At 72.9% G+C, this 24,497-nt stretch carries 26 protein-coding genes and 1 pseudogene; 11 read left to right on the forward strand and 16 right to left on the reverse strand.

Annotated features, from left to right (window positions below):
- The first annotated feature begins 212 nt into the window (after nucleotides 1-212).
- Both phoU and Athai_RS27855 read left to right on the forward strand, forming a co-directional pair.
- A complete protein-coding gene (gene phoU, locus Athai_RS27850) occupies nucleotides 213-857 on the forward strand; it encodes a phosphate signaling complex protein PhoU (protein WP_203964225.1) in 645 nt (214 codons plus the stop codon).
- A gap of 276 nt (nucleotides 858-1,133) precedes the next feature.
- Nucleotides 1,134-1,988, forward strand: a complete 855-nt coding sequence (locus Athai_RS27855) for an alpha/beta hydrolase family protein (protein WP_203964226.1) — start codon at nucleotides 1,134-1,136, stop codon at nucleotides 1,986-1,988.
- A gap of 72 nt (nucleotides 1,989-2,060) precedes the next feature.
- Here the strand turns inward: Athai_RS27855 and Athai_RS27860 are convergent, their stop codons facing one another.
- The 4 genes from Athai_RS27860 to Athai_RS27875 form a co-directional block, all read right to left on the reverse strand.
- The gene (locus Athai_RS27860; protein WP_203964227.1) at nucleotides 2,061-2,462 is read right to left on the reverse strand and encodes a type II toxin-antitoxin system VapC family toxin; all 402 of its coding nucleotides are present in this window, start codon (nucleotides 2,460-2,462) and stop codon (nucleotides 2,061-2,063) included.
- Nucleotides 2,447-2,704, reverse strand: coding sequence for a type II toxin-antitoxin system Phd/YefM family antitoxin (locus Athai_RS27865; protein WP_203964228.1), 258 nt, complete (start codon nucleotides 2,702-2,704; stop codon nucleotides 2,447-2,449). Before Athai_RS27865 ends, Athai_RS27860 begins: the two co-directional genes overlap by 16 nt.
- A gap of 438 nt (nucleotides 2,705-3,142) precedes the next feature.
- Nucleotides 3,143-3,886 carry a phosphoglyceromutase gene (locus tag Athai_RS27870; protein ID WP_203964229.1) on the reverse strand — a complete coding sequence of 248 codons (744 nt, stop codon included), beginning with the start codon at nucleotides 3,884-3,886 and terminating at the stop codon, nucleotides 3,143-3,145.
- Nucleotides 3,887-4,068: 182 nt separating this feature from the next.
- Nucleotides 4,069-4,386: a hypothetical protein gene (locus tag Athai_RS27875; RefSeq protein WP_203964230.1), complete on the reverse strand. Its 318-nt coding sequence runs from the start codon at nucleotides 4,384-4,386 to the stop codon at nucleotides 4,069-4,071.
- A gap of 247 nt (nucleotides 4,387-4,633) precedes the next feature.
- On the opposite strand from Athai_RS27875, the gene Athai_RS27880 reads away from it, so the two are divergent.
- The gene (locus tag Athai_RS27880) at nucleotides 4,634-5,869 is read left to right on the forward strand and encodes a globin domain-containing protein (RefSeq protein ID WP_203964231.1); all 1,236 of its coding nucleotides are present in this window, start codon (nucleotides 4,634-4,636) and stop codon (nucleotides 5,867-5,869) included.
- 65 nt (nucleotides 5,870-5,934) lie between these two features.
- Here Athai_RS27880 and Athai_RS27885 read toward each other — a convergent pair whose 3' ends face one another.
- Together Athai_RS27885 and mshA are read right to left on the reverse strand one after the other, a co-directional pair.
- Entirely contained in the window at nucleotides 5,935-6,456 is a 522-nt protein-coding gene (locus Athai_RS27885; RefSeq protein WP_203964232.1) for a type III secretion system chaperone family protein, read from the reverse strand.
- A 30-nt stretch (nucleotides 6,457-6,486) separates the two neighbouring features.
- Nucleotides 6,487-7,839 carry a D-inositol-3-phosphate glycosyltransferase gene (mshA, locus tag Athai_RS27890; RefSeq protein ID WP_203964233.1) on the reverse strand — a complete coding sequence of 451 codons (1,353 nt, stop codon included), beginning with the start codon at nucleotides 7,837-7,839 and terminating at the stop codon, nucleotides 6,487-6,489.
- Between the two features lie 104 nt (nucleotides 7,840-7,943).
- Between mshA and Athai_RS27895 the strand changes: the two genes are divergently transcribed.
- Genes Athai_RS27895 through Athai_RS27905 form a run of 3 tightly spaced genes read left to right on the forward strand, consistent with a single transcriptional unit; the run spans nucleotide 7,944 to nucleotide 9,878 of the window.
- The gene (locus tag Athai_RS27895) at nucleotides 7,944-8,711 is read left to right on the forward strand and encodes an SDR family oxidoreductase (RefSeq protein ID WP_203964234.1); all 768 of its coding nucleotides are present in this window, start codon (nucleotides 7,944-7,946) and stop codon (nucleotides 8,709-8,711) included.
- 44 nt (nucleotides 8,712-8,755) lie between these two features.
- Nucleotides 8,756-9,568: a class I SAM-dependent methyltransferase gene (locus Athai_RS27900; protein ID WP_203964235.1), complete on the forward strand. Its 813-nt coding sequence runs from the start codon at nucleotides 8,756-8,758 to the stop codon at nucleotides 9,566-9,568.
- A gap of 4 nt (nucleotides 9,569-9,572) precedes the next feature.
- Nucleotides 9,573-9,878 (forward strand): YrhK family protein, encoded by a 306-nt coding sequence (locus Athai_RS27905; RefSeq protein WP_203964236.1) that lies wholly within the window; start codon nucleotides 9,573-9,575, stop codon nucleotides 9,876-9,878.
- A gap of 85 nt (nucleotides 9,879-9,963) precedes the next feature.
- Here the strand turns inward: Athai_RS27905 and Athai_RS27910 are convergent, their stop codons facing one another.
- Nucleotides 9,964-10,491, reverse strand: a complete 528-nt coding sequence (locus tag Athai_RS27910) for a chloramphenicol phosphotransferase CPT family protein (RefSeq protein WP_203964237.1) — start codon at nucleotides 10,489-10,491, stop codon at nucleotides 9,964-9,966.
- 176 nt (nucleotides 10,492-10,667) lie between these two features.
- Here Athai_RS27910 and Athai_RS27915 point away from each other — a divergent pair, with 176 nt between their 5' ends.
- Together Athai_RS27915 and Athai_RS27920 are read left to right on the forward strand one after the other, a co-directional pair.
- Nucleotides 10,668-12,230, forward strand: a complete 1,563-nt coding sequence (locus Athai_RS27915) for an esterase-like activity of phytase family protein (RefSeq protein WP_203964238.1) — start codon at nucleotides 10,668-10,670, stop codon at nucleotides 12,228-12,230.
- Between the two features lie 222 nt (nucleotides 12,231-12,452).
- Entirely contained in the window at nucleotides 12,453-12,692 is a 240-nt protein-coding gene (locus tag Athai_RS27920; RefSeq protein WP_203964239.1) for a hypothetical protein, read from the forward strand.
- A 45-nt stretch (nucleotides 12,693-12,737) separates the two neighbouring features.
- Here the strand turns inward: Athai_RS27920 and Athai_RS27925 are convergent, their stop codons facing one another.
- Together Athai_RS27925 and Athai_RS27930 are read right to left on the reverse strand one after the other, a co-directional pair.
- Nucleotides 12,738-12,929, reverse strand: coding sequence for a DUF397 domain-containing protein (locus Athai_RS27925; protein ID WP_203964240.1), 192 nt, complete (start codon nucleotides 12,927-12,929; stop codon nucleotides 12,738-12,740).
- Nucleotides 12,930-12,932: 3 nt separating this feature from the next.
- Entirely contained in the window at nucleotides 12,933-13,790 is an 858-nt protein-coding gene (locus Athai_RS27930; protein ID WP_203964241.1) for a helix-turn-helix domain-containing protein, read from the reverse strand.
- A 482-nt stretch (nucleotides 13,791-14,272) separates the two neighbouring features.
- On the opposite strand from Athai_RS27930, the gene Athai_RS27935 reads away from it, so the two are divergent.
- Together Athai_RS27935 and Athai_RS27940 are read left to right on the forward strand one after the other, a co-directional pair.
- Nucleotides 14,273-14,551 (forward strand): hypothetical protein, encoded by a 279-nt coding sequence (locus Athai_RS27935; protein ID WP_203964242.1) that lies wholly within the window; start codon nucleotides 14,273-14,275, stop codon nucleotides 14,549-14,551.
- A complete protein-coding gene (locus tag Athai_RS27940; RefSeq protein ID WP_203964243.1) occupies nucleotides 14,539-14,808 on the forward strand; it encodes a hypothetical protein in 270 nt (89 codons plus the stop codon). Before Athai_RS27935 ends, Athai_RS27940 begins: the two co-directional genes overlap by 13 nt.
- 47 nt (nucleotides 14,809-14,855) lie before the next feature.
- On the opposite strand, the gene ccsB is transcribed toward Athai_RS27940, so the two are convergent.
- From ccsB to hemL, 6 genes are read right to left on the reverse strand one after another with little or no spacing between them, the layout of a single operon-like run.
- Entirely contained in the window at nucleotides 14,856-15,905 is a 1,050-nt protein-coding gene (ccsB, locus tag Athai_RS27945; RefSeq protein ID WP_239157212.1) for a c-type cytochrome biogenesis protein CcsB, read from the reverse strand.
- A gap of 5 nt (nucleotides 15,906-15,910) precedes the next feature.
- Nucleotides 15,911-17,695, reverse strand: a complete 1,785-nt coding sequence (resB, locus tag Athai_RS27950) for a cytochrome c biogenesis protein ResB (RefSeq protein ID WP_203964244.1) — start codon at nucleotides 17,693-17,695, stop codon at nucleotides 15,911-15,913.
- Nucleotides 17,696-18,550: a cytochrome c biogenesis CcdA family protein gene (locus Athai_RS27955; RefSeq protein WP_203964245.1), complete on the reverse strand. Its 855-nt coding sequence runs from the start codon at nucleotides 18,548-18,550 to the stop codon at nucleotides 17,696-17,698.
- Nucleotides 18,551-19,117: a TlpA family protein disulfide reductase gene (locus Athai_RS27960; protein WP_239157213.1), complete on the reverse strand. Its 567-nt coding sequence runs from the start codon at nucleotides 19,115-19,117 to the stop codon at nucleotides 18,551-18,553.
- A 42-nt stretch (nucleotides 19,118-19,159) separates the two neighbouring features.
- Complete coding sequence (locus Athai_RS27965) at nucleotides 19,160-19,807, reverse strand: histidine phosphatase family protein (protein WP_203966343.1); 648 nt, start codon at nucleotides 19,805-19,807, stop codon at nucleotides 19,160-19,162.
- 20 nt (nucleotides 19,808-19,827) lie between these two features.
- On the reverse strand, nucleotides 19,828-21,192 hold the full coding sequence (hemL, locus tag Athai_RS27970) for a glutamate-1-semialdehyde 2,1-aminomutase (RefSeq protein ID WP_203964247.1): 1,365 nt from the start codon (nucleotides 21,190-21,192) through the stop codon (nucleotides 19,828-19,830).
- Between the two features lie 212 nt (nucleotides 21,193-21,404).
- Here hemL and Athai_RS27975 point away from each other — a divergent pair, with 212 nt between their 5' ends.
- Nucleotides 21,405-21,986, forward strand: a complete 582-nt coding sequence (locus Athai_RS27975) for a Uma2 family endonuclease (RefSeq protein ID WP_203964248.1) — start codon at nucleotides 21,405-21,407, stop codon at nucleotides 21,984-21,986.
- A 1,149-nt stretch (nucleotides 21,987-23,135) separates the two neighbouring features.
- Here the strand turns inward: Athai_RS27975 and Athai_RS35410 are convergent.
- A pseudogene (locus tag Athai_RS35410) lies at nucleotides 23,136-24,284 on the reverse strand (AAA family ATPase); the annotation flags it as partial.
- Nucleotides 24,285-24,497 lie beyond the last annotated feature (213 nt).

Genomic DNA, 24,497 nt, shown 5'->3' on the forward strand with positions numbered 1-24,497 from the left:
CGGGTTACGTCGAGGTGAAGGCACATTTCGCCACAAACCCGGCGCGGTTCGGGGAATGTTCACACCCCAGGAAGCGGGCGTTCACCGGCGTTCACCGACGGTACGCCGCGGCTGCCTACCGTCGGAGCCGCACACACCGTCAGAGGCCGTCGAGGACGCCCGCTCGCGCGAACCGATCGCCAGGGCCGCCCGCAGCCTCGCCAGGGGGAACGATGCGAGACGAGTATCAGGTGCAGCTGGCGCTGGTCGGCGAGCTGCTGTCGGCGATGGCCGAGGAGGTCGGTACCGCCATGCGCCGCGCGACGAGCGGCCTGCTCGGCGCCGACCGGGCGGCGGCCGAGTCGGTACTCGCCGACCACCCGAACCTGGTCGCCGAGCGCGACCAGGTCGAGCAGCGCACCTACGAACTGGTCGCGTTGCAGGCGCCGGTGGCCGCGGACCTGCGCACCCTGCTCACCGCGCCGCGGGTGGCGAGCGACCTGGAGCGAATGGGCAACCTGGCCCGGCACGTGGCCCGCGCCGCACTCCGCCGGTACCCGGAACGGGCGGTCGTGGACGAGCTCGCCGGCGTGTTCGCCTCGATGGCCGACACCGCGGTACGGATGGCCGACAAGATGCGCGCCGTCGTCGCCGACCACGACGCGGAACTCGCCGCCCAGCTGGACCGGGACGACGACGAGCTCGACGAGCTGCACCGCCGGATGTTCGGCATCATGTTCGCCGCCGACTGGGCGCACGGTGCCGAGGCGGCGGTCGATGCGGCGCTGCTCGGCCGCTACTACGAGCGGTACGCCGACCACGCCGTCAACGCGGCCACCCAGGTCATCTACCTCGTCACCGGCGAACACGCCGGCTGACCACCCCGCTCCGGACGCACGCCGTACCCGGGCGCACGCCGTCCCGGGAGCATGCCTTACCCGGGAGCGCGCCGTGCCGGGCGCACGCCGTGCCGGGCGGCCCGGTTCGCCGCGGTGATCCGGGGCGCGGGCGGCGGCGCGCGGGGTCGGCGGCCGGCCGCCGCGGCACCGCGGCACCGAACCGAGGTCGGGCGGCCGGTGAACTCCCCGCCGTGGGGCGCTGACCGGCCGCGACGGACGGCAACCGGGTCCGGGGAAGGCCGTATGATCCGCCACATGGCGATCCCCCCGGCCACCACGCCCGACGTCCTCGACCTCACCGACCCGGTACGCCCGGCCTGGCTGGACGACGCGCCGCGCCCGGTGCGTACCTACCTGTGGCGCCCCGCCAGCACACCGCGCGGCACGGTGCTGCTCTCGCACGGCAGCGGCGGCGCCGCCGTGACGCTGTCCTGGCTGGCGGAGGCGCTGGCCGCGGCCGGGTTCCTCGCCGTCGGCGTGGATCACCACGGCAACAGCTACCCGACCGGGTACGTCGCGGAGGCGTTCGCGTGCTGGTGGGACCGGCCGCTCGACCTGACCGTCGCGCTGTCCGAGGTGGCCGCGCGGGAGGAGACCGGCCCGGTCGGCGTCGCCGGGTACTCGGCCGGCGGGTACACCGCGGCGGCGCTGCTCGGCGCCCGGATCGACCGCGGCATCTACAGCGACGTCGTGCACGAGCGGATCCCCTCGGCACCGAACCCGGAGTACCCGAACATCGTCGAGGAGCTGAAATCCCGGCTCACCGAGGCCGACCTGGACCAGTGGATCGACCACTGTGGGCGCAACTACCGGGACGCGCGGGCCCGGGCCGGGTTCCTGATCTGCCCGGGGATGGCTCCGGCCCTGGACACGGAAAGCCTGCGGCACATCGAGGAACCGGTGTCGATCTGGTCGGCCGGCGCCGACGACCAGACCCCCGCGCCCGAGTACGCCCTCCGGTACGCCTCGCTCATCCCCGGCGCGACGCACCAGAGCGCCGGCGACTCGGTCGAGCACTACGCCTTCCTCGCCGAGAACGAGGCCGGAGCCCCGGCCCGCGCCATGGTCGCCACGGCCGCCGTCGACTTCTTCACCCGCACCCTCGCCTGAGCGGCAGTTGGCAACCTCGTAGCTCGCTCGAAGGTCCCCACAGCCTCGAAGCGACGTGAGGCGGCGGCGAACTCACTCGGCCGGGATGGCGAGCACCCCGGGCAACTCGCCGAAACGAGCCTTCGCATCCCGGCTGAAGACGGGCCGGCCGGTTTCCGCGGCATGCGCGGCGATGATGAGATCGTGCGCACCTCGCGGGCGTCCGGTTCGACGTGCGTGCGCGATGAGGCGGGCGTGCTGCACCGCCGTTGCATCGGTGTAGTCGAGCACCTCGACGGCGGAGGTGATCGCGGCGAGCGCCCGGGCCCGGGCCGCGGCGCGCTCGGCGGTGTCCGCGAGTTCGATGCCGACTCGGTACTCCGCGATCGTCACCGCCGCGACCGAGAGTTCGTCGTCGTCGAGCGCGGCGCGGTCGATCGTGCCCCGTTCGTAGCCGATGAGAACGTTCGTGTCGAGGATCAGTGTCCGGCCCACGGGTCGTTTCCCTCGTTGTCGACCAAGGCGAGCGCCTCGGCGATGTCGTCGCAGAATCGCTCGTCCGGCGGCTCGGTAGCGGCGAGGGCAGCGCGCAGGTCGGCGCCGGTGCGCCGGTGCGCCGGGGAGATCTCGGCGATCGGCCGGTGCCCCCGGGTGATCGTCACCGTCTCACCACGCTCGATCGCGTCGAGCAGGTCGGAGAACCTGCGCGACGCTTCGGTGGCTGTCATCGTGCGCATGCGTCGATGATATCTGAAAATCAGATATCCTGCTCGGCAAGGAATCGCCCGAATCTCGCCAGCACCGTGACCACGCCCATCAGTACCGCCTGCACCAATGGTGCGGTGATCAGGACGGTCCGGCGCGAGTACCGGTCGGCGATCGCGCCACCCGCCAGCCGGGTCAGCAGCGAGCCGGCCCGATCCCGCCCCAGGATCGCCGCTACCCGACGGACCCGATCTGCCCTTGCCGGAACGCCAGTGGCGGGCGGACGCGCTCGCGTTGCGGGTGCGACTCGGGCTCGGGTGCGATTGGAACACGGGCCGTCGGGCCACGCAGCCCAGGGCGACATCGGGTAACTCGCGCGGGGGTCGGTAGCGTCGGGCGGCGTGCATCCTCCACGGTTGGCCGACATCGCGGCGGCCGGCGCGGCCCGTGCGGGCCGCGCCGGGAGCGGGTCAGCGGCCCTGGTTGGCGACCGCGGCGGCGCCGGCGGCGGCGGCCTCCGGGTCGAGGTACTCCGACTTGACCTTGCGCAGCTGGTCGTCCAGCTCGTACGCGAGCGGGATGCCGGTGGGGATGTTGAGCGCGGCGATGTCCTCGTCGGAGATCTGGTCGAGGTGCTTGACCAGCGCGCGCAGCGAGTTGCCGTGCGCGGCGACGAGCACCGTGGCGCCGGTGCGCAGGTCCGGCACGATGGCGTCGTACCAGTAGGGCAGGAAGCGCTCCAGCACGTCCTTGAGGCACTCGGTGCGCGGCATCAGCTCCGGCGGCAGCGCCGCGTAGCGCGGGTCGCCGGCCTGCGAGTACTCGGCGTCGTCGGCGATCGGCGGCGGCGGCGTGTCGTACGACCGGCGCCAGATCATGAACTGCTCCTCGCCGAACTCGGCGAGCGTCTCCTTCTTGTTCTTGCCCTGCAGCGCGCCGTAGTGCCGCTCGTTGAGCCGCCAGGACCGGCGGACCGGGATCCAGTGCCGGCCGACGCCATGCAGCGTGATCTCGGCGGTACGGATGGCACGGCGCAGCACCGACGTGTGCGCCAGGTCGGGGGCGATGCCGTGCTCGCGCAGCAGTTCGCCGGCCCGGGTGGCCTCGGCCCGGCCCTTGTCGTTCAGGTCGACGTCGACCCAGCCGGAGAACAGGTTCTTCGCGTTCCACTCGCTCTCGCCGTGCCGAACCAGGACCAGCCTGCCCACGCTCATGCGCCCCTCCTCGCTTCCCGATCGCTCGGTGTCCCATCTTTGCGCGCCGGATCGGGGCGACCGCAGTGGGGCCCGGCAGGGTCCACTGGGTGACTCCGCCACCGGACACCGTGCGGTACCGGCCGGTCAGGTCCGCGGGGCCGGTTCGGCCGGGCAGCTCCGCCGGCCGTTTCGGCGTCCGGTCAGGTCCACTGGCTCGCGCCGTCCAGCTGGTACGAGGTGCCGCTGCCGCCGACCCGGCGCATCACCACCCCGACGGTGGCGCCGTCCAGGTCCCACGCGGCCGGCTCCCAGCCCTGCGCCTCCAGCGCCTCCACCGCCCAGAACAGCCGGGCCGCCACCATTCGACTGCGGCTGGTCGGGTCGGTCATCTCGTGCGCGCTGTTCGTCACCACGAAGACGTACCGGTGCGGGTAGTCGCCGAGCAGTTGCGGGTTCTGCTCCAGCGCCTCCACCGGTAACCAGCGCTCCTGGTGGACGGGGTTGGTCTGCGAGTACATGGGCACCTTCGCACGCCGTTGCCGGATCGGGACGGATCGCAGTATGTCGCATCCGGCCAACCAGCCGGGTCCCAGCGTGATCTGGAAAGCTACCGGCAGCCACCCGAACTGGCGGACGGCATCGACGTGGAGCAATGTAGTCACCGGCGAAACCGCCCCCGGAGACCCGTCACGAACCGTCCGGCCTTACATCACGGCGGGTTTCCTGACACTATCCGGATTCGGACAACTGCCACCGAAGGACGTCATGACCGACGCGAGCTCCGACTACGAGCAGCTGCTCGCGCTGCACCACGCCATGCAGCTGCGTCGGTCCCTGCGCGAGGACGGCCGTGCCGCGCCGGTCGCCGTCCGCCGGCCGACCCGGTACCCGGAGCGGGCAGCCGACCAGGAACTGCTGGTGACGAGCCTGGAGACGATCGGTTCGTCCGCCGACGAGGTGGTGCGCTCGTTCTACGCGCAGCTGTTCCTCGGCCGGCCGTACCTGCGGGGGCTGTTCCCGGCCGGGCTGCGCGCCGACGGTGACCGGCTGTTCAACGCACTGATCGGGCTGGCCGAGGCGCTGTCCGACCTGCCCCGGCTGGTCGAGTCGCTGGAGCAGCTCGGCCGCGACCACCGCAAGTACGGGATCCGGCCGGCGCACTACGACGCGGTGCGGCAGGCGCTGGTGGGCGCCCTGCGCGAGCACGCCGGCGCCGGCTGGCGGCCGGAGTACGAGCAGGCCTGGCTGCGGGCCTACGACTTCGCCGCGGCGGTGATGCAGTCGGCGGAGGCGGCGTCCACCGACCCGCCGTACTGGCAGGGCACGATCGTCGCGCACCACCGGCCGTACCTGGACATCGCGGTGATGAAGGTGCGCACCGACGTGGCCTACCGGTACCGCGCCGGGCAGTACACGACGATCGAGGTGCCGGCGGTCCCGCGCGCCTGGCGACCGTACTCGATGGCCACCGCGCCCCGCCCGGACGGCGTGCTGGAGTTCCACGTCCGGGCGATCGATCTCGGCCCGGTGTCGACCGCGCTGGTGCACGACATGGGGGTCGGGTCGACGTTGCGGCTCGGCCCGCCGATGGGTTCCGCGGTGATCGAGACGACCGGCGAGCGCCCGTTGCTGGTGGTGGCCGGCGGTACCGGGCTCGCGCCGTGCCGGGCGATCGTCGAGCAGGTGCTGACCACCCAGCCGGGTCGGCCGGTGCAGCTGATCTTCGGCGCCCGGCACACCCAGGAGCTGTACAACCTGCCGATCCTGGCGCAGCTGGCCGACCGGTACCCGGCGCTGACGCTGGTGCCGGTGGCGACCGACGACCCGGACTTCCCCGGCCCGCGCGGCGCGCTGCCGGAGCTGGTCGCCTCGTCCGGCCCGTGGCACCGGCACGAGGTGTACCTGTCCGGCCCGCCCGGCCTGGTGCACGCCCTGGACCGGGTGCTGGCCCGCCTCCGGGTCCCGCCCCCGCAGATCCACCACGACCCGCTCCCGGACTGACACCAGCAGGTCGATCATGGTGTTGTCCTGCCAGCAAGCGCTTGCCCGCCAGGACAACACCATGATCAACTTTGCTGCGGGGGGCGGGGGTCGGCGCGGGTGGGGTCGGCGAAGTGGGCGAAGGCGCGCAGGTTGGCGAGCGACTCACCACGCTTGACCCGCCATGCCCACTCCCGGCGGATCGCCGAGCCGAAGCCGATCTCCAGCATCTCGTCGAAGCTCTCGTCCGCGTAGGTCAGCACCGAACCGAGCAACCGGTCCAGCTCCTCGGCGGTGACCGCGGCCAGCGGCACCCGGCCCATCAGGTACACGTCGCCGACGGTGTCGATGGCGAACGACACCGCGTACATCCGCGCGTTGCGGCGCAGCAGGTACGCCCAGAGCTGCTCCCGGTTCTCGTCCGGCTGACGCATCACGAACGCCTCGACCCGCAGGGTGTGCTGGCCGACGATCAGGTTGCAGGTGGTCTTCAGCTTGTGCGTGCCCGGCAGCGTCACCGCGAAGCTGGCTTCGCCGGTACGCTCCCAGGCCAGCTCCGCACCGGCCAGGCTCTGCTCGATCAGCTCGGTGATCTCGGCATGCGTCATCTCGCCATCACAACACGGCGCGGCCGGCGGTCAGGCGCAGGCCCTGGTGCGGCGGCGGTTCTCCCCGATCGCGTCGGTGTAGACGTCGAGCAGGCCGTCCGCGGTGCGGTCCCAGGAGAACCGCCTGGCGTGATCGACGCCGGCGGCGGCCAGCGCGGCGCGGCGGTCCGGTGCGGCGAGCAGCTCACCGAGCACCGTCGCCCACCGCTGCGGGTCGTGCCCGTCGACCAGCACGCCGGTCTCGTCGTGCCGCACCGCCGTGGTCAGCCCGCCGACCGCGGCGGCCACCACCGGGGTACCGCAGGCCTGCGCCTCCAGCGCGACCAGCCCGAACGACTCGTTGTGGCTCGGCACGCAGACCAGGTCGGCGCACCGGTACAGCTCGGCGAGCCGGGCACCGGGCTGCGCCGGCAGGAACCGGACCCGGTCGGTGACGCCCAGCTCGGCGGCGAGCCCGCGCAGGTAGTCGGGTCGTGCGGTGGCGGTGCCGCTGGCGCCACCGGCGACCACGGCGACGACCGGCCGGCCCAGCGCCGCCTCCCGGTCGCGCAGCCGGGCCAGCGCGCGCAGCAGCACGTCCGGCGCCTTCAGCGGCTGGATCCGCCCGACGAACAGCACGATCAGCGCGTCGGTCGGCAGGTCGTGCCGCCGGCGCAGGTCGGCGGTGGTGTTCGGACCGGCCGCGGTGAACCGGTCGCCCGGCGTGAAGCACTCCAGGTCGACGCCGGGCAGCACGACCGACACCCGGCCCGGCTCCGCGCCGTACTGCCGGATCAGGTCGTCGGCCTCCGCGGCGGTGTTGGCGACCAGCCGGTCGGACTCGGCGACCACCTGGTCCTCGCCGATGATCCGGGTCGCCGGCTCGGCCCGGTCGCCGTCGGCGAGCTGCGCGTTCTTGACCCGGCCAAGGGTGTGCGCGGTGTGCACCATCGGCACCCCCCACCGGTCCGCCACCAGGTAGCCGGCCTGGCCGGACAGCCAGTAGTGCGAGTGGACCAGGTCGTACCAACCGGCCGGGCGGGCCGCCTCGGCGCGCAGGATGCCGGCGGTGAACGCGCACAGCTGGGCCGGCAGGTCGGTCTTGGTCAGCCCCTCGTACGGCCCGGCCGGCACGTGCCGCACCCGCACCCCGTCGGCGAGCTGGGCGACCGGCGGCTCGCTGCTCGTGGTGGCCCGGGTGAAGATATCGACCGCGACGCCGCGGGCGGCGAGCCGCTTCGCCGCCTGCACGATGTACACGTTCATCCCGCCGGAGTCGCCGGTGCCCGGTTGGTGCAGCGGTGAGGTGTGCATGGACAGCAGCGCGATCCGGTGCGGGCGGTCGGCGTCCGGCCGGCCCGGCCCGGGGCACAGATGCACGTTCGGGGTGCCGCGCAAGACCATCAGTCCTCCTTCGATCCCCCGTACCCATCTTTGCCTGGTGATACGACAATCACCGAACTACCCGGGCCCGTCAGTGACGGATCTCGCATGGCAGGATCGGGATCATGGCCGACACGAAACGACCGGTGGCCGTGGTCACCGGTGCCTCCAGCGGGATCGGTGCGGCGAGCGCCCGGCAACTGGCCGCCGCCGGCTACCACGTGGTCGCGGCGGCCCGGCGCGCCGACCGGCTCAGCGCGCTGGCCGCCGACCTCGACGGTACGGCGGTGACCTGCGACATCACCGACGCCGAGCAGGTGGCCTCGCTCGCCGACACGGTCGCCGGCCTGCCCGGCGAGCTGCGGGTGCTGGTCAACAACGCGGGCGGGGCGTACGGGCTGGAGCCGGTCGAGTCCGCCGACCTGGCCGACTGGGACACCATGTGGCGGGTGAACGTGATCGGCACCCAGCGGGTCACCGCGGCACTGCTGCCGCAGCTGGTGGCCAGCCACCGCGGCACCATCGTCATGATCACCTCGACCGCCGCGTACGGGGTGTACGAGGGTGGCGCCGGCTACACCGCGGCGAAGCACGCCGAGCAGGCGGTGGCCGAGACACTGCGGCTGGAGCTCGCCGGCCGGCCGGTCCGGGTGGTCGAGATCGCCCCGGGCATGGTGGCGACCGAGGAGTTCTCGCTGACCCGGTTCCACGGCGACGCCGACCGCGCCGCGAAGGTGTACGAGGGGGTCGCCGAGCCGCTGACCGCCGACGACGTCGCCGAATGCGTCCGCTGGTCGGTCGAGCTGCCGCAGCACGTCAACATCGACCGGCTGGTGGTGCGCCCGCTCGCCCAGGCCGGCCAGCACAAGGTCGTCAAGGGCAAGATCGGCTGAGATGCTGCCGGGACGGCTCCCGAACCGCCGGCACGGCGGCTGACGTGCCGGCGCGGCCGTTGGGTGCGATCACCCGGGGCACCACCAACCCGAACCGGCTGCGCCGGGTCGACCGGTACCTCGCGCACCGGTACGGCCGGCTGCTGCGCGGCGCCGCCGACCCGCTGGTGGTCGACCTCGGCTACGGGGCGTCGCCGGTGACCACCCTCGAACTCGCCGCCCGGCTGCGCGCCGCGGCACCGGCGGTACGGGTGGTCGGGTTGGAGATCGACCCGGCCCGGGTCGCGGTGGCCGCCGAGGCGGCCGATCCGCCGCGGGTAGAGTTCCGCCGCGGCGGGTTCGAGCTGGCCGGGCTGCGACCGGTGCTGGTGCGCGCGTTGAACGTGCTCCGGCAGTACGACGAGGCCGAGGTGCCGGCGGCCTGGACGGCACTGCGGCAGGGGCTGGCGGCCGGCGGCGCCGCGATCGACGGTACCTGCGACGAACTGGGCCGGCTCGCCTGCTGGGTGACGCTGACCGCCGCCGGACCGGTCGCCCTCACCCTCGCCGCCCGGCTGTCTACTTTGGACCATCCGGCGATGTTCGCGGAACGGCTGCCGAAGGCGCTGATCCACCGCAACGTGCCCGGCGAGCCGGTCCACGACTTCCTGTCCACACTGGACGCATGCTGGCGGGACGCCGCGCCGTACGCCGCCTTCGGGGCGCGGCAACGGTTCGCGACGGCGGTACGGGCGACCCGGGCCGCCGGCTGGCCGATCGACCCGGAACCGGACCGCTGGCGCCGCGGCGAGCTCACCGTCGGCTGGCCCGCGGTCGCTCCGGCAGCAGCATCCGACACCCGACAGAGAGGCAGGTAAGGCCGTGTCCACCGACAGTGCGGACCACCACGGCAACACATCGCCGCTGGTGCTCCACGTCGGCCGCGAGGAGCTGATCATCCGGCAGCGGTACGAGGTGGTCAGCATCCTCAACGACATCCTCGTCGGCGGCTGGTTCCTCGTCGGCAGCGTGCTGTTCTTCTTTCCGGCGCGCAACAACCTGGCGATCTGGCTGTTCGTGATCGGCAGCATCGAGATGTTGATCCGCCCGCTGATCCGGCTCGCCCGCCGGATCCACCTGCAACGGCTGCACCCGCGGCTCTCACCGGAGACGACGCGCGACTTCTAGGGGCTGTCTCGAAGTCCCCGACCGGCCGGGCCCGGGACACTCGCCACAGCCCGGGTACGGGCATTCGGCCGGGCCCTCCCGCCGGCTAGCCGGCACCCGGCGGGAGGGCGGCGACGATCTGGCGGGCGCAGGCGTCCGGGTCGGTGGCCGTGGCGTCGACGACCAGGTCGTAGGCCATCCCCTCGTGCACCCGGACGGCCTGGTCCGCGGCCATCCCGGCGATCCGGTCACCGCGCGCGGCCTCCCGGGCCGCCGCGACCACCGGATCGCAGCGCACGCCCACCCACAGCACGTCGAGGCCGGCCAGGGCCGACCGCCACCGCTGCTGCCCGACCGCCCCGGACAGCAGCACCTCGTCGACGATCAGGTGCGCGCCGGCCTTCGCCATCGCGGCCAGGCCGGCCATCCAGGTCTCCTCCAGCCGGCGGAACACCGGGCCGACCACGACCGCACCGGACGGGTCGAACTCGATGCCGCCCCCGGTGGCCGGCAACGCCGCGACGAACGTGTCCACCCCGAACGTCAGCCACGGTTCACTCAGCGCGGCCTGCAGCGCCCGGGCGATGCTCGACTTGCCGGAGCTGGACCCGCCGTTCAGGAAGATCACGTCCACGACCGGTCACCGTAGCCGGGACGGCCCGGCGGGACGACCCATATCCGGGTGGTCGCTTCGGCGAGCGTGTTCGGCGGAGCTTCGCCCCGATGTCATCCGCGGTACATCGGTGCCGGCACAGGATGTTTCTCGGTTGCCGGCGGAGCCCTCCGCCGGGCCCGAACCAAGGAGGACGCGTGCGGAAGACGATGGCCGGGGTCGCCGCGGCGGTGGCCGTGCTCGGCGTGGGTACCAGCGCCTGGGCCGGCCCCGCTGCCGGCCGGACGGCGTACCAGGTGCGGGCCGGGCACGCGGTGCGGGTGGCGACGCACGGCCAGCCGGTGCGCTACACCCAGCCGGCGCACGGCACCGTGGACATCGGCGCGGACGGCCGGCTGCGCTACCACGCGGCGGCCGGGTACACCGGGACGGACAGCTTCACGTACACCGCGAGCGACGCGGTCTCGCTCTACCGGCAGCAGGTCCCGCCGCTCGGCACCGTCGGCGGCGTGTCGATCAGCGGCGAGGCGTACGGGTCGGCGCTCGCCCCGGCGCCGCGGCACCGGGACGAGTTCTACGGACTGACCGACCGCGGGCCGAACGTGGACGGGCCGGACGACAGCAAGGTCGAGCCGCTGCCCGACTTCGCGCCGAGCATCGGGCTGTTCAAGCTGCGTGGCGGCAAGGCGGTACGGCTGCGCACGATCACGCTGCGCGCCCCGGACGGCACCCCGTACAACGGCCGGGTGAACACCGTGGCCGACACCGGCGAGACCATCACCGACCTGGCCGGTCACCCGCTCGCTCCCTCGCCGTACGGGTACGACCCGGAGGGTCTCGTCGCCGCGGCCGACGGCACGTTCTGGGTCTCCGACGAGTACGGACCGTTCGTCACGCACTTCGACGCGCGGGGGCGGCAGCTCGAACGGCTCTCCCCGTACGACGGGAGCCTGCCGGCGGAGCTGAGGCACCGCAAGCCCAACAAGGGCATGGAGGGGCTGACGATCACGCCGGACGGGCACACCCTGGTCGGCGTGCTGCAGTCGCCGTTGCAGGTGCCCGACCTCACCGAGAAGGTGAAGAACGTCGCGCTGACCCGCATCGTCACCTACGACCTGCGCACCGGCGTCAGCCACGAGTACCCCTACCTGCTGCACGATCCGGACCAGAACGACACCGCGGTCAGCGAGATCACCGCCCTGTCGGCGACCCGCTTCCTGGTCGACGAGCGGGACGGTGCGGTCGAGCCGGGCGCGAACAAGAAGCTGTACCAGGTGGACCTGTCCGGGGCGACCGATGTCGGTCCACATGCGACAGTGCCGGGTGCCCGCTACGACCCCGATCTCGGCCTCACCGTCGACGGGCAGTCGCTGGAGCAGCTGGCCGGCCGGCACGGCACCGCCGAGACCGCCGCCATCCTCACTGCCCACGGCATCACCTCGGTGGCCAGCACGCTGCGCCTCGACGTCGGCGCGCTGACCACCTCGCTCGGCCCGAACGGGCAGTTCTTCGGCCACGACAAGGTCGAGGGCGTCGCCACCACGAACGGTGGCCGAACGCTGGCCCTCAGCAACGACAACGACTTCGGCCTGGACGGCCTGACCAACGACACCCCGCCGTACGCGTTGCGCGTCAAGTCGCTGCCCACCGGCGTTCAGGACACCGGCGAGTACCTCGCCATCGACATGTCCAAAGTGGACAGTTCAACCTGGACGGTACCCACCCGCACCGTCACCGTGCAGGTGCGCGTCCACCGCTGACCCCGACCGCAGCACCCGGCGCCCCGGCCGACCAGCCGGGGCGCCGGCCCGCTCGCTGCGCAGGCCGGAGGAGCCGACAACCTCGAAGAGTGATCGAAGCCATACGGATCAGCTCGGCCGCTGTCGCACTTTGCCGTCCCGTTCATCACACCCCGTCGCTAGCGTCACGTTCATGCCCTCCATCTACCCGACGACGGCGCCTGCCGGTATCTGGAGGAACTGATGTCCACGCACACCTTCGAGTACCAGAGCGAGTACGCGCGCCGCCTCCGCGCCGAAGGCGAAGCCCAGGGCGAGGCCAGAGGCGAGGCCAAGGCGTTGTTGCTGATCCTCGGCGCACGGGAGTGGCAGGTCACCGGCGATCTTCGGCGGCGCGTCGACGGGTGTACGGACTCAGACCAGCTCAACCGCTGGCTGGTGCGAGCGGCCAACGCGACGTCCCTGGACGAGGTCTTCGACTGAGAACGACGGCAGAGCGGCCCCGGTCATCGACCGGGGCCGCTCTCGTCACCGGGCCGTTTTGAGCGCGCTGGTGAAAGCGGACCAGGCCGTCGGGGTCACCAGCAACGCCGGGCCGGACGGGTCCTTGCTGTCGCGTACCGCCACCACACCGGGCAGGTTCCCGGCCACCTCGACACAGTTACCGCCGCTGCCGCCGGATCGGCTCGACTTCCGCCACCGGGCGTCTCGCAGCTCCATCCGCTACCACTCCTTCGCCGTCGCTTCGATGAAGTCCCGCGACCGCTCCGGGTCGAGGGAGCGCGTGTTGAGATCGCGCATGATGAACTCGTAGCGCGCCAGTTCCTTCGACTTGTCCAGGTACAGCGCACCAGTGGCGCCTTCGACGTAGACGAGGTCAGGCTCCGCGAACGCCTCCGGGAAGCCCAACAGGACGAAAGTACCTTCGGTACCCGCGTGCGCACCTGCCGCGAATGGCAGCACCCTGATCGTCACGTTGGGCAGATCGGTCCACCGGATCAGTTGCGCCAACTGCCGACGCATCACCGCTGCGCCGCCAAATGCTGACCGCAGCAACGACTCGTTGATGATCACATCGAATCTTGGAACGCTCGGCGACTCCCGCGTCAGGAGCGACTGCCGATCAATTCGTAGCTGTACCCGACGCTCGATTTCGTCGTCCGAATCATCTGACGCGGCTCGGTAGACAGCCCGCGCATAGTCGGCTGTCTGCAGCAGTCCGGGCAGTGCGTCGGACGCGTAGGTCCGAATCCGATCGGCGGCCTGCTCGAAGCTGACGTACATTTCGAACCAGTCGGGGATCACGTCGCCGCGGCTGTGCCACCAGCCTTTGTTGCGCGACTCCGCCGACAGCGCGAGCAGCACCTCGCGCATCTCGTCGGACGCCCTGAGCACCTGGGTCAGGGACAGCACGTCGGAGCGGACCACCGGCGACTGGCCGGTCTCGATCCGCCACACCTTGGACCGGTGCCAGCCGAGTTCGGCGGCCAACTCGTCGGCGGTCACTCCGGCGCCGTCACGCAGCGCACGCAACTGCCGGCCCAACTGCCGCCGGGGAATCGCCGAGCCCACATCCGTCATCGCAACCTCCGCAAGGATGAAGTGTCGCATACGGAACCCAGGAGTCACACCATGCAACACCGACTCTGGATTACGCAACATGCGACAGAATCTGACACAAAGAATTCCTGACAATGAACAACGTAAAACGTTGTACAAGCCCAGCGGGCACGCTAATGTCCGCTCGTCGGACGTGACGTTGCGCCGGAGCATCCACTGCGAAGCGTGACGACACTCGACCCGGCCGGACCCGGTGACTCCCCCGTCGCGACGTCCGGCCGGTAGCCGGTCCCTCTCCGTCGTACCCGGAGAGGGACCGGCCCGGCGGGGCGCGGTGAGCCGCCAAGCATCCACCACGCCCCGGACCCCATCGAGCCGATCGGAGAGACCGTGATGGAGTTCGTTCACCGTACCGTTTGCGCGTTGCGAACGGTAGCCGACCGATACCGCACCGCACTGGAACGGTTGCGCCGCAACGACTACGACCCAGCCGGGTGGTGGCGATGAGCCCGCTGACCGCCGCGGCCGTGGCCACCCTCGCCGTACTGCTCGTGCTGCTCGCCGCCGCGGCCGCAGTCGTGACCGCCGTCGAGGCGCTGTCCCGCGCGCTGCGCCGCCGGCGAGCACGCATCGCCGCGCTGCCCGCGGTGCGCCCGACCGATCCGTACCGGCCGGCGCACACGAACGTGCCACCGCCGGAACGTCAGGCCGACCCGTATCGACAGGCGCTCCGGCTGGCCAGCCACCGCGCGCCGACCGGAGCCCCGTCATGGCCGCGGTGACCGGCCGGCTGCCGGCCGTCGGCGATCTGGTCTGGATCACCGAACGGGCCCTGCTACGCCCCGGCGACCAACCGGTACGGCACTGGCGGGTGATCGCCGTCGAACTCGACCCGGACCGACCCGGCTGCTGCCGCCTCCTCGGCTGGGACGCCGATCGGCATGGCCGACCCGGCTACGAGGGCGAGACCTGGCGCACGGTTCGCGTCGACGGACTCACCATCCAACCCGGCGCAACTGCTGGGCCCGGTCCCGGATGACGACGAAGGCCCGGCCCTCGGGGCCGGGCCTTCGGAGTCGTCCCGGGTCAGCCGACGCCGGCGTAGGAGTGCAGGCCGGTGACGACGAAGTTGACCCCGAACAGGTTGACCATCATGGTCGCCCAGCCGACGATCGCGATCCAGCCGGACCACCGGCCGCGCAGGCTCGGGGTGGCGCGGGCGTGCAGGAACGCCGCGTACACCACCCAGGCGATGAACGACCAGGTCTCCTTCGGGTCCCAGTTCCAGTAGGTACCCCAGGCGTGCTCGGCCCAGATCGCGCCGCACATGATGGCGAACGTCCAGATCGGGAACGCGAGCGCGTGCAACCGGAAGCCGAGCCGTTCGATGCTCTCCGCGGACGGCAGCCGTTCGCCGAGCGTCAGCGGGAACCGCAGCGGCCGCTCCACGTAGTCGTCGCCCTCGATCCGCTGCGCCCCGGCCTCCACGGCGAGCGCGTGCTCCCGGCGCTCCTGGATCAGGTAGAGCGACATCGTCACGAATCCGACCATGAACAGTCCGGACGCCACGGTCATCGCGCTGACGTGGATGACCAGCCAGTACGAGTTGAGCGCCGGCACCAGCGGCCCGGCAGTGGCGTACAGCTTCGCGGCGTCCAGGCAGAGCAGGATCGCCACCACCAGCGACACGAACAGCCCCAGGTGCCGCACCGACGGCCGCTTGTACGCCACGACCAGCCAGGCCACCGTCGCGATGAAGCACGCGGTGAGCACGTACTCGTACATGTTGCCCCACGGCACCCGGTGCGCCGCGAGCGAACGGAACACCAGGCAGGCGGCGTGCGTCGCGGCCGCGACCGTCTGTACGCCCAGCGCGATCCTGCCGATCGTCGCGGCCCGCCCGGCGTCCACCGGCGGCCGGTGCGTCGACTCGACGTCCTCGCCGTCGTCGACCACCGGTATCTCGGTGCCGTCCGTGGCGACCAGTACCTTCGTCGCCTGGCGCGGCTTGCGGGCGGCGATGCGGGCGACCACGCCCTGCCGGCCGAAGGCGTACTCGATGGCGTAGCCGACCATGGCCACGATGTAGCCGAGGACCGCCGCCACCATCAGGCCATCGGAGATCGAGGAGTACACGACCGTCAGTCCTTTCCTCGTGCCCGCGCGCCGCCTTCGGCGCCTGTCTGTGCCCGCGCGCCGCCTTCGGCGCCTGTCTGTGCCCGCGCGCCGCCCTCGGCGCCGGCCTGTTCCGGAGTCGCGCCGTCGGCGTCCGGCGGTGTTCGGGGCGGCCCGCCGGCGGCGGCCACCAGCCTGTCGAACTCGTCGGAGAAGCCGGCGTACTCGTTGCGGGCCAGCCCGCCGGCGCTGACCGCGCTGCCGGCACCGTCCGGGGCGAACCGGAACCACACCCGGCGACGCCGGATGGTCAGCGAGCCGAGCAGGCCGGCGAGCATCGCGATGCCGGCGATCAGCATGATCCGGGACGCCGGATCGCGCCGGATCTGCAGCGTCGCCCACCGTTTCACGCCGACGAACTCGACCTTCGTCCCGTCGTCCAGCGTCCAGCTCTGCCCCGGCCGCAGCAGCTTCGGGTTCTTGCCGATCTGCTTCAGCTGGCCGTTGGCGATCTGGCTGTGGTCCAGGGTGTACACCGAGTGCGGGATGCCGGCGTCGGTGCCGGTGTTGCCGCGGTAGGCGAACAGCAGCAGCCCCGGATCACGCAGCCCCGGGTAGGTGGACGCCTGGCCACCCCGCTTCGCGGTGGTCGGGAAGAAGACCCCCTGGAATGCCATCTGCAGGTCGACGTTGCGCTTGCCGGTCTTCGGGTCGACGTTGGCGTCCGGGAACAGCGCCACCCCGTTGCTGGTGAAGTTGCCGTCCTGCGGGATGAACGGGGCGGTCGTCGTCTGCGTCCGGCCGTACCGGTCGGTGTAGCGGATGACCGGCGAGTAGCCGTTGCCGACCAGGTAGACCGAGGCACCGTTGATCCGCAGCGGATGGTTCACCGACAGGTCGTACTTGTGGCTGCCGCCCTGCCCCGGCACGTCGTAGGTCATGTCGGCGGAGTAGTGCAGCGGCTGCCCGTTGGGCAGGAAGCTGGCGTGGAAGTCGGTCATCGTCAGGCAGAACGGCGGCAGGTCGCCGCCCTTGATCCGGGACCCGAGGCTGTACTCGTCGTACTGCTGCAGGGTGTTGCAGAAGCCGTTGTCGGCGCCCTGCATGATCAGCCGGCCGCCGTGCCAGCCGTAACCGGCGCCGTACGCGACCCCGACCAGCACCGCCACCAGCGAGAAGTGGAACAGCAGGTTACCGGTCTCGCGCAGGAAGCCCTTCTCCGCGCTGACCGTCACGCTGCCGTCGTCGTGCCGGCGCAGCGCCGAGCGGAACCGGGCGCCGCGCAGCTTCTTCTGCGCCTGCCGGGCCGCCTGCACCGGCTCCGACTCGGCGCGGTACTCCCGGTGCACCCGCAGCCGGGACAGCTGCCGCGGCGCGTCCGGCGGGGTGCGCCGCAGTGCCCGGACGTGTACCCGGATCCGCGGCGTGAGGCAGCCGACCAGCGACACGAACAGCAGCAGGTAGATCGCGGCGAACCAGGGCGACGAGAACACGTCGAACATCCCGGCCTTGTCCAGGATCGGCGCCAGCGTCGGATGCTGCGTGTAGTAGGTGTCGACCTTGTCGGAGTTCAGGCTGTACTGCGGCAGCAGCGAGCCGGGCGCCGCCGCCACCGCGAGCAGGAACAGCAGCAGCAGCGCGGTACGCATGCTGGTCAGCTGGCGCCACCAGCGCCGCGCGGTGGCCAGCACGCCGTGGCCGGCGACCCGCCGCGCCGAGTCGGCCGCGGGCCGGCTGGACAGCGCGTTCTCGTCCTCGCGGCCGGCCTCCGCCAGCTCCGGCGCGCGGTTCTTCTCCTCGGTCGTGGCCATCTACACGTTCACCTTTCCGGCGCCGACCTCGGCCTGCAGCCAGATCGTGAAGGCGTCCCAGGCGCCGGTCAGCAACGCCACGCCGACCAGGATCAGCAGCACCCCGCCGATCCGGGTCACCCAGACGCTGTGCCGCCGGATCACCCCGAACACCTGCAACAACCGACGGAACCCCAGCCCGAACGCCAGGAACGGGATGCCCAGCCCCAGGCAGTACGCCACCGCCAGCAACACGCCGCGGCCCACCGAACCCTGCACGGCGGCCAGGCTGAGCACCGCGCCGAGCGTCGGGCCGACGCACGGCGTCCAGCCGAGCGCGAACACCGCGCCCAGCACCGGCGCACCGACCAGGCCCGCCGCCGGTACCCGGTGCACCCGGGCCTCCCGCTGCATACCCGGAATCACGCCGAGAAACGCCAGCCCGAGCACGATCACCAGCGCGCCGATCACCCGTTCCACCGCGACCCGGTGTTCCAGCAGCGCGCCGCCGAGGCTGGCCACCACCACGCCGGACAGCACGAACACGACGGTGAAGCCGGCGACGAACAGCAGCCCGCCGGCCAGGATCCGGCCGCGCACCCGAGCCCGGGTGCGCGCCTGGGTGCGGGTGGTCACCGCGACGCCACCGGCCGGGGCCGCGTCACCGTCGGCCGCGGACACCGCCCGGCCGTGCGGGTCGGTACCCAGTGCCGCGTCCAGGTCCGCGCCGGCCAGGCCGGTCACGTAGGAGAGGTAGCCCGGGACCAGCGGCAGCACGCACGGCGACAGGAAGCTGACCAGGCCGGCGACCAGGCTCACCGCCAGGGCCAGCAGCAGCGGCCCGGACGCGGCGACGTGCGCGAAGCTGGCACCCATCTAGTCGCCCCGTGCGACCTTCTCGACCATCGGCCGAAGCTTGTCGGCGAGGATCGCGCCCCGCTGTACGGCGGCGATCCGGCCCTTGGCGTCCACGATGATGGTGGCCGGGATCGTGTTCGGCGGCACCACCCGGAAGGCCAGCGCGACCTTGCCCGCCGGGTCGAAGTAGGTCGGGTAGGTCATCCCGCGGCCCTGCACGAACGCCGCCGCGGCGTCGTGCTGGTCGCGGATGTTGACCCCGACGAAACGGACACCCTGCCCCTTCGTCGCCCGGTACACCTGCTCCAGGTCGGGTGCCTCGGCCGCGCACGGGTTGCACCAGGACGCCCAGTAGTTGATCACGACCACGTGACCGCGCAGCGAACCCAGCGACAGCGTCTTGCCGCTGCCCAGCAGGGTGCCGGAAACGGCCGGCGCCTGCTTCCGGTCGCCCGGGGCGAACTGCTGCGACTTCCCGTCGCCCGCGACGTACCGGTTGTCCCCGCCGTTCTGCTGGTTCACCGCACCGCTGCCGGTCGAGCAGCCGGCCGCGAGCAGCGCGCAGGCCGCCAGTACGGCCGTCACGACGCCCAGCCGCCTGCTCCGTCGACGCAGTGACCGCATGGCTCAGGCCCCGTGCTCGGCGGCGACCGGCGAGGACGCCACCAGGTCGGCGGCGGGCTCCGAGTAGGAGATGCCGGTCAGCCGGTCACCCTCGAAGTGGAAGGAGGTGAGGCTGGCCAGGCCGCACTGCCGCTTCCGCGGGTCGTGCCACAGCTTGCGGCCCTCCGCGTACCGGCGGAGCAGCCAGATCGGCGACTGGTGCGAGACGCACACCGCCTCGTGGCCGGCCGCCCGGTCCCGCGCGTCGTGCAGTGCAGCGGTCATCCGGCGGGCGATCTCGACGTACGGTTCGCCCCAGGACGGCCGGAACGGGTTGCGCAGCTTCGGCCACACCGACGGGTTCTTCAGCGCGCCGTCGCCGACCCCGAACCGCTTGCCCTCGAACCAGTTGCCGGACTCGATCAACCGCGGGTCGGTGTCGATCGACAGTTCCAGCGCCGCCGCGATCGGTGCCGCGGTCTGCTGCGCCCGCTCCAGCGGGCTCGCCACCAGGTAGGTCACGTCCCGGCCGGCCAGCACCGCGGCGGCGGCCTCGGCCATCCGCTCGCCGCGCTCGGACAGCCGGTAGCCGGGCAGCCGACCGTAGAGGATCTTCTCCGGGTTGTGCACCTCGCCGTGCCGCAGCAGGTGCACGGTGGTGGTCAGCGGCATCGTCGGCTCCGGTCCGGTGGTCACGGGGTGTCCAGGGCGGCCGCCGCGGCGCGGGCCGCGTCCGGCAGTGCGGCGGCGATCTGCTCCACCGCGGCGGCGTCGTGCGCGCCCGAGACGAACCACACCTCGAACGCGCTCGGCGGCAGGTAGACGCCGCGGTTCAGCATCGCGTGGAAGAACGCCGCGTACGCGGCGGTGTGCTGGCGCTTCGCGCCGGCGAAGTCGCGCACCTCGGCGTCGGTGAAGAACACCGAGAACATGGTGCCGGCGAACGACACCCGGTGCGGCACGCCCGCCTCGGTCAGCGCCTTGTCGGCCAGCTCGGCGATGGTGTGCGCGGTGGCGTCGAGCTGGGCGTACAGCTCGGGGGTGCAGCCGCGCAGGGTGGCCAGCCCGGCGGCGCAGGCCAGCGGGTTACCGGACAGGGTGCCGGCCTGGTAGACCGGGCCGTTCGGGGCCAGCTGGGCCATGATGTCGCGCCGGCCGCCGAACGCCGCCGCCGGCAGCCCGCCGCCCATCACCTTGCCGAACGTGTACAGGTCGGCGTCGGCGGGATCCAGCTCGCTCCAGCCACCGCGGGCGGCCCGGAACCCGGTCATCACCTCGTCGACGATCAGCAGCGCGCCGTGCCGGTGGGCCAGCTCGGCGAGCCTGCCGTTGAAGCCGTCGCGCGGCGCGACGACACCCATGTTGCCGGCCGCCGCCTCGGTGATCACCGCCGCGACCGTGTCCGGGTTCGCCGCGAACGCGGCCTCGACCGCCGCGAGGTCGTTGTACGGGAGCACGATCGTGTCGGCGGTCTCGGCCCCGGTCACCCCGGGCGAATCGGGCACCGCGGACCCGGCCCGCTCGGCCGCCTCGGCCAGCGTGGCGACGCCGGAACCGGCCGCGGCGAGCAGCGCGTCCACGTGCCCGTGGTAGCAGCCGGCGAACTTGATCACCTTGGTCCGGCCGGTCGCGCCCCGGGCCAGCCGGATCGCACTCATCGTCGCCTCGGTACCGGAGTTGACCAGCCGCACCTGCTCGACCGGGGTCCGGGCGACGATCTCCTCGGCCAGCGTCACCTCGCCGGGCGTCGGGGTGCCGAAGCTGGTACCGGCGGTCGCGGCAGCGGTCACCGCCTCGATCACGCCCGGGTGCGCGTGCCCGAGGATCAGCGGCCCCCACGAACAGACCAGGTCGACGTAGCGGCGACCGTCCGCGTCGAACAGGTACGGGCCGCTGCCGCGCACCATGAACCGGGGCGTGCCGCCGACCGCCTGGAACGCGCGGACGGGTGAGTTGACCCCGCCCGGCACCACGGTGCGGGCGCGATCGAACAGGTCCTGGGAAACGGGGGCGTCGCTCGGGTACCCGGCGCCGGCCGTCGAATCAGCTGAGGTCACAACTCCGCCATTGTGGCAGGTCCTTCTACGCGCTGTCGGAGACCCCCGGATCCGGACCGCTACCTCACATCGGTCGGCGCCGCAACCCGCCCCGCCGTACCTGTGGACAACCCGGCCGGGGCTGTGGACAACCAGGTGGTCGCCGGGTCAAGCCGTCATCATTGCCGCATGACCACCTGCCGACCGACCCGAAACGGAGGATCATGATGGCCATGCCGGTGCCGCGCGACGAAGGCGACCTCAAGGCAGCTGGCCTGGTGCTGCCGACGACCGGCCCGTGGACCGTCGACGACCTCGCCAGGCTGCCCGACGACGGCCTGCAGTACGAACTGTTCGACGGGATGCTCGTGGTGAGCCCGGCGCCGCTGCCGGCGCACCAGAGCGCGGTGAGCGAGCTGCACGTTCTCCTGCACGCGGGATGCCCGCCGGACCTGCAGGTCTTCGTGGCGCCGCTGAACTACCAGCCCGACCGGTTCACCTCGGCGCAACCCGATCTGCTCGTGGCGCAGCGCGAGCACGGCGAGGAGCACGACGTCCGACGGCCGCTGCAACTCGCCGTCGAGGTGCTGTCGCCGTCGACGAGGCGCAAGGATCTGACCGTCAAGCGGGAGACCTACGCCCGCACCGGCGTCGCCGCCTACTGGATCGTGGATCCGGACAAGGAGTCGATCCGGGTCCTGGAACTGACCGACGGGGCGTACGAGCAGGTCGGCGAGGTCACCGGGGACGAGCGGCTCACCGTCGAGCATCCGTTCCCGGTCACCCTCCACCCGGCCAGCCTGCTGCGGAGCTGACCGCGGCCGGCGATCCGGCGGTCGCCGGACCGGCGATCGGGGCGGAACCCGCATCGGGCGAGGGGCGGAGCCCGGGCCTGCGAGCGGGGCGGAACCCGCGTCGGCGAGGGGGCGGAGCCCGCGTCGGCCACCACCTGGGACAGCCGAGCCTGACTCAGCCGGCGACCGGGTCTGCCGGCGACGGGGTGGAGCCCACGGTCAGCCGGCGACCGGCTCGCCGAGCGGCTGCAACGTCGGCACCCAGGCAACCTGACGCTGCCACAGCTGGTAGCGCGCCCTGGCCCGGCCGGCTTCGCCGTGCGCCACCGCCAGCCGGCGGGCCGGCCACCGCACCGGGTCGAGCAGCCGGTAGGTCGCGCTGGTCGCGCCCAGGTCCACCTCGACCAACGCCGCGTCCACCAGGTCGGCGATCGCGATGCAGGCCGTGCTGCGATCCAGCCAGTCTGCGGTCAGCCACTCCACCGCGGCGAGGTCCACCGCGCCGGGCCACGCCGCGAGCCACCGCAGCAGCCGGGCCGCCGGCGGCGACAGCAGCCGGTACGACCAGGCGAGGTTGGCGTCCAGGCTGGCCTGCCGGGCCGGCGCCACACCGTGCTGCTCGGCGGGTTGCCGGTGCGCCGGCGGCTCACCGCCCGCCGACCATCCGGCATCCAGCGGCCAGTCGGGTGCCCCCGCCCGTTCCGGCACCGCCGGCCGGGAACCCGCCGCCCGCTCGGCCAGGGCCGCCCCCGGGCCGGCCGGTCGCTCGCCGACGGCCGGTTCGAACCCGACCGACCACCCGGCGCCGGCCTGGCCGAGATCGCGCGGCCAGCCCGGATCGAACGGGCCCGGAGCGTTCGAGTCGAGATCGCGCGACCGGTCCGGATCGAACGGAGCCGGAGCGCTCGACCCGCCGTCCGGGCCGGGATCGCGCGGCCGGTCCGGATCGAACGGGCCCGGAGCGTTCAACACGGCGTCCGGATCGACATCCGGGCCGCTCAGCAGGTCGGTGATCACCGCGGCCGGCAGCGCCCGCAGCCGGGGCACCGCGAGTTCCAGCGCCGCGGGCAGCCCGGCCAGCCGCCCGGCCAGCCGGGCCAGGCCGCCGGACCGCCCATCGCCGGGCGGGCCCGCCCGACCGTCCCCCGCGATGCCCGCCCGGCCGTCACCTCCGTCCCGGGCGGCGCCCAGGCGGTCGGCCAGCAGCTCGGTCGCCTCGACCCGGCCGAGCGGGTCGAGGTGCCAGACCGTCTCGCCGGGCACCCCGAGCGGCGTGCGGCCGGTCGCCAGTACCCGCAGGGTCGGGCAGCTGGCGATCAGCCGGGTCACCAGCGCGCGGACCGCGCCGCGGGCCACCTCGCAGGTGTCCAGCAGCAGCAGGCACCGGCGCGGCTGGAGGTGCTCGACGAGCACGTCCACGGCGCGCTGGCCCGGGCCCGGCCGCAACCCCAGCGCCGCCGCCAGCAGCCCGGCGACCGACCGGTCGCCGCCGCGCCGCGTCCCGTCCGCGAGTTCGGCCAGGTCGACCAGCCAGGCACCGTCGGCGAGGCGGTCCGCAGCCGGGTCGGCGTCCCCGCGCGGCGGCACCGGCTGTACCGGCCGGAGCAGATCCCGGGCCACCTCGACGGCCAGCCGGGTCTTGCCGACGCCGCCAGGGCCCCAGATGGTGACGAGCCGGTGCCGGCGGAGGTGCCCGGCCAGCTCAGCTCGGTCCCGGGCGCGGCCGACGAACCGGGTCAACGGTTCCGGCAGGTTGTGGCAGCGGCCGTCCACGGTCTTCGGGCGGGGGAAGTCACGGGCCAGCCCCGGCGCGACGATCTGGTACAGCCTGGTCCGGTCGTCGAAGCCGCGCAGCCGGTGCAGGCCCAGGTCGGTCAGCGCTACGTCGCCGGCCCGCGCCGCGGTCGCGGCGGTGCACAGCACCTGGTCGCCGGCGGCGGCCGCGGCGACCCGGGCGGCCCGGTGCACCTCCAGGCTCGCGTACTCGCCGTTCGCGGCGACGGCGTACCCGGTGTGCAGCCCCATCCGTACCCGGGGGCGCAGGTCCGGGGCCGGCCACGGGTGCGCGGCGAGGGCGCGCTGGGCCCGGATGCAGGCGCGTACCGCGTCGGCGGCGTCGGCGAAGGCGGCGAAGAACGAGTCGCCTTCGGTGAGCAGTTCGGCCCCGCCGAACTCGCCGAGGCACCGCCGCAGCAGCAGCCGATGCTCGCCGAGTACCGCCCGGTAGCCGGGCCCCAACGCGTGTGCGAGTCTGGTGGAGCCTTCGATGTCGGTGAACAGGAAGGTGACCAGACCGCTGGGCAGGCTGTCGTGCCTCATCGTCTTCTCCGCTGCTCGGCAATGGCCGTGCTGGTCGGGGGCCGCCCGATGGCCGGCGCCGTCGTCGGATCCGCCACGAAGGTACGGCGCCCGCGGCGCGACGATCGCCGGCACGGCCACCGGCACTCGGCTCACCGGCAAGCGCGGTACCTCCTGCCCAACAGTTGATCTCACGGCGGCTCGGTGTACGCAACGAGGGCCCCCAACACCGGT

Origin of the sequence: Actinocatenispora thailandica, assembly GCF_016865425.1 — a bacterium.
GTDB lineage: Bacteria > Actinomycetota > Actinomycetes > Mycobacteriales > Micromonosporaceae > Actinocatenispora > Actinocatenispora thailandica.

Bases quoted from the DNA above. Each gene is read 5' to 3' on its own strand.
- phoU (WP_203964225.1), top strand. From the start codon at position 213: ATGCGAGACGAGTATCAGGTGCAGCTGGCGCTGGTCGGCGAGCTGCTG.
- Athai_RS27855 (WP_203964226.1), top strand. From the start codon at position 1,134: ATGGCGATCCCCCCGGCCACCACGCCCGACGTCCTCGACCTCACCGAC.
- Athai_RS27865 (WP_203964228.1), bottom strand. From the start codon at position 2,704: ATGCGCACGATGACAGCCACCGAAGCGTCGCGCAGGTTCTCCGACCTG.
- Athai_RS27870 (WP_203964229.1), bottom strand. From the start codon at position 3,886: ATGAGCGTGGGCAGGCTGGTCCTGGTTCGGCACGGCGAGAGCGAGTGG.
- Athai_RS27875 (WP_203964230.1), bottom strand. From the start codon at position 4,386: ATGTACTCGCAGACCAACCCCGTCCACCAGGAGCGCTGGTTACCGGTG.
- Athai_RS27880 (WP_203964231.1), top strand. From the start codon at position 4,634: ATGACCGACGCGAGCTCCGACTACGAGCAGCTGCTCGCGCTGCACCAC.
- Athai_RS27885 (WP_203964232.1), bottom strand. From the start codon at position 6,456: ATGACGCATGCCGAGATCACCGAGCTGATCGAGCAGAGCCTGGCCGGT.
- mshA (WP_203964233.1), bottom strand. From the start codon at position 7,839: ATGGTCTTGCGCGGCACCCCGAACGTGCATCTGTGCCCCGGGCCGGGC.
- Athai_RS27895 (WP_203964234.1), top strand. From the start codon at position 7,944: ATGGCCGACACGAAACGACCGGTGGCCGTGGTCACCGGTGCCTCCAGC.
- Athai_RS27920 (WP_203964239.1), top strand. From the start codon at position 12,453: ATGTCCACGCACACCTTCGAGTACCAGAGCGAGTACGCGCGCCGCCTC.
- Athai_RS27925 (WP_203964240.1), bottom strand. From the start codon at position 12,929: ATGGAGCTGCGAGACGCCCGGTGGCGGAAGTCGAGCCGATCCGGCGGC.
- Athai_RS27930 (WP_203964241.1), bottom strand. From the start codon at position 13,790: ATGACGGATGTGGGCTCGGCGATTCCCCGGCGGCAGTTGGGCCGGCAG.
- Athai_RS27935 (WP_203964242.1), top strand. From the start codon at position 14,273: ATGAGCCCGCTGACCGCCGCGGCCGTGGCCACCCTCGCCGTACTGCTC.
- Athai_RS27940 (WP_203964243.1), top strand. From the start codon at position 14,539: ATGGCCGCGGTGACCGGCCGGCTGCCGGCCGTCGGCGATCTGGTCTGG.
- resB (WP_203964244.1), bottom strand. From the start codon at position 17,695: ATGGCCACGACCGAGGAGAAGAACCGCGCGCCGGAGCTGGCGGAGGCC.
- Athai_RS27955 (WP_203964245.1), bottom strand. From the start codon at position 18,550: ATGGGTGCCAGCTTCGCGCACGTCGCCGCGTCCGGGCCGCTGCTGCTG.
- Athai_RS27965 (WP_203966343.1), bottom strand. From the start codon at position 19,807: ATGCCGCTGACCACCACCGTGCACCTGCTGCGGCACGGCGAGGTGCAC.
- Athai_RS27975 (WP_203964248.1), top strand. From the start codon at position 21,405: ATGCCGGTGCCGCGCGACGAAGGCGACCTCAAGGCAGCTGGCCTGGTG.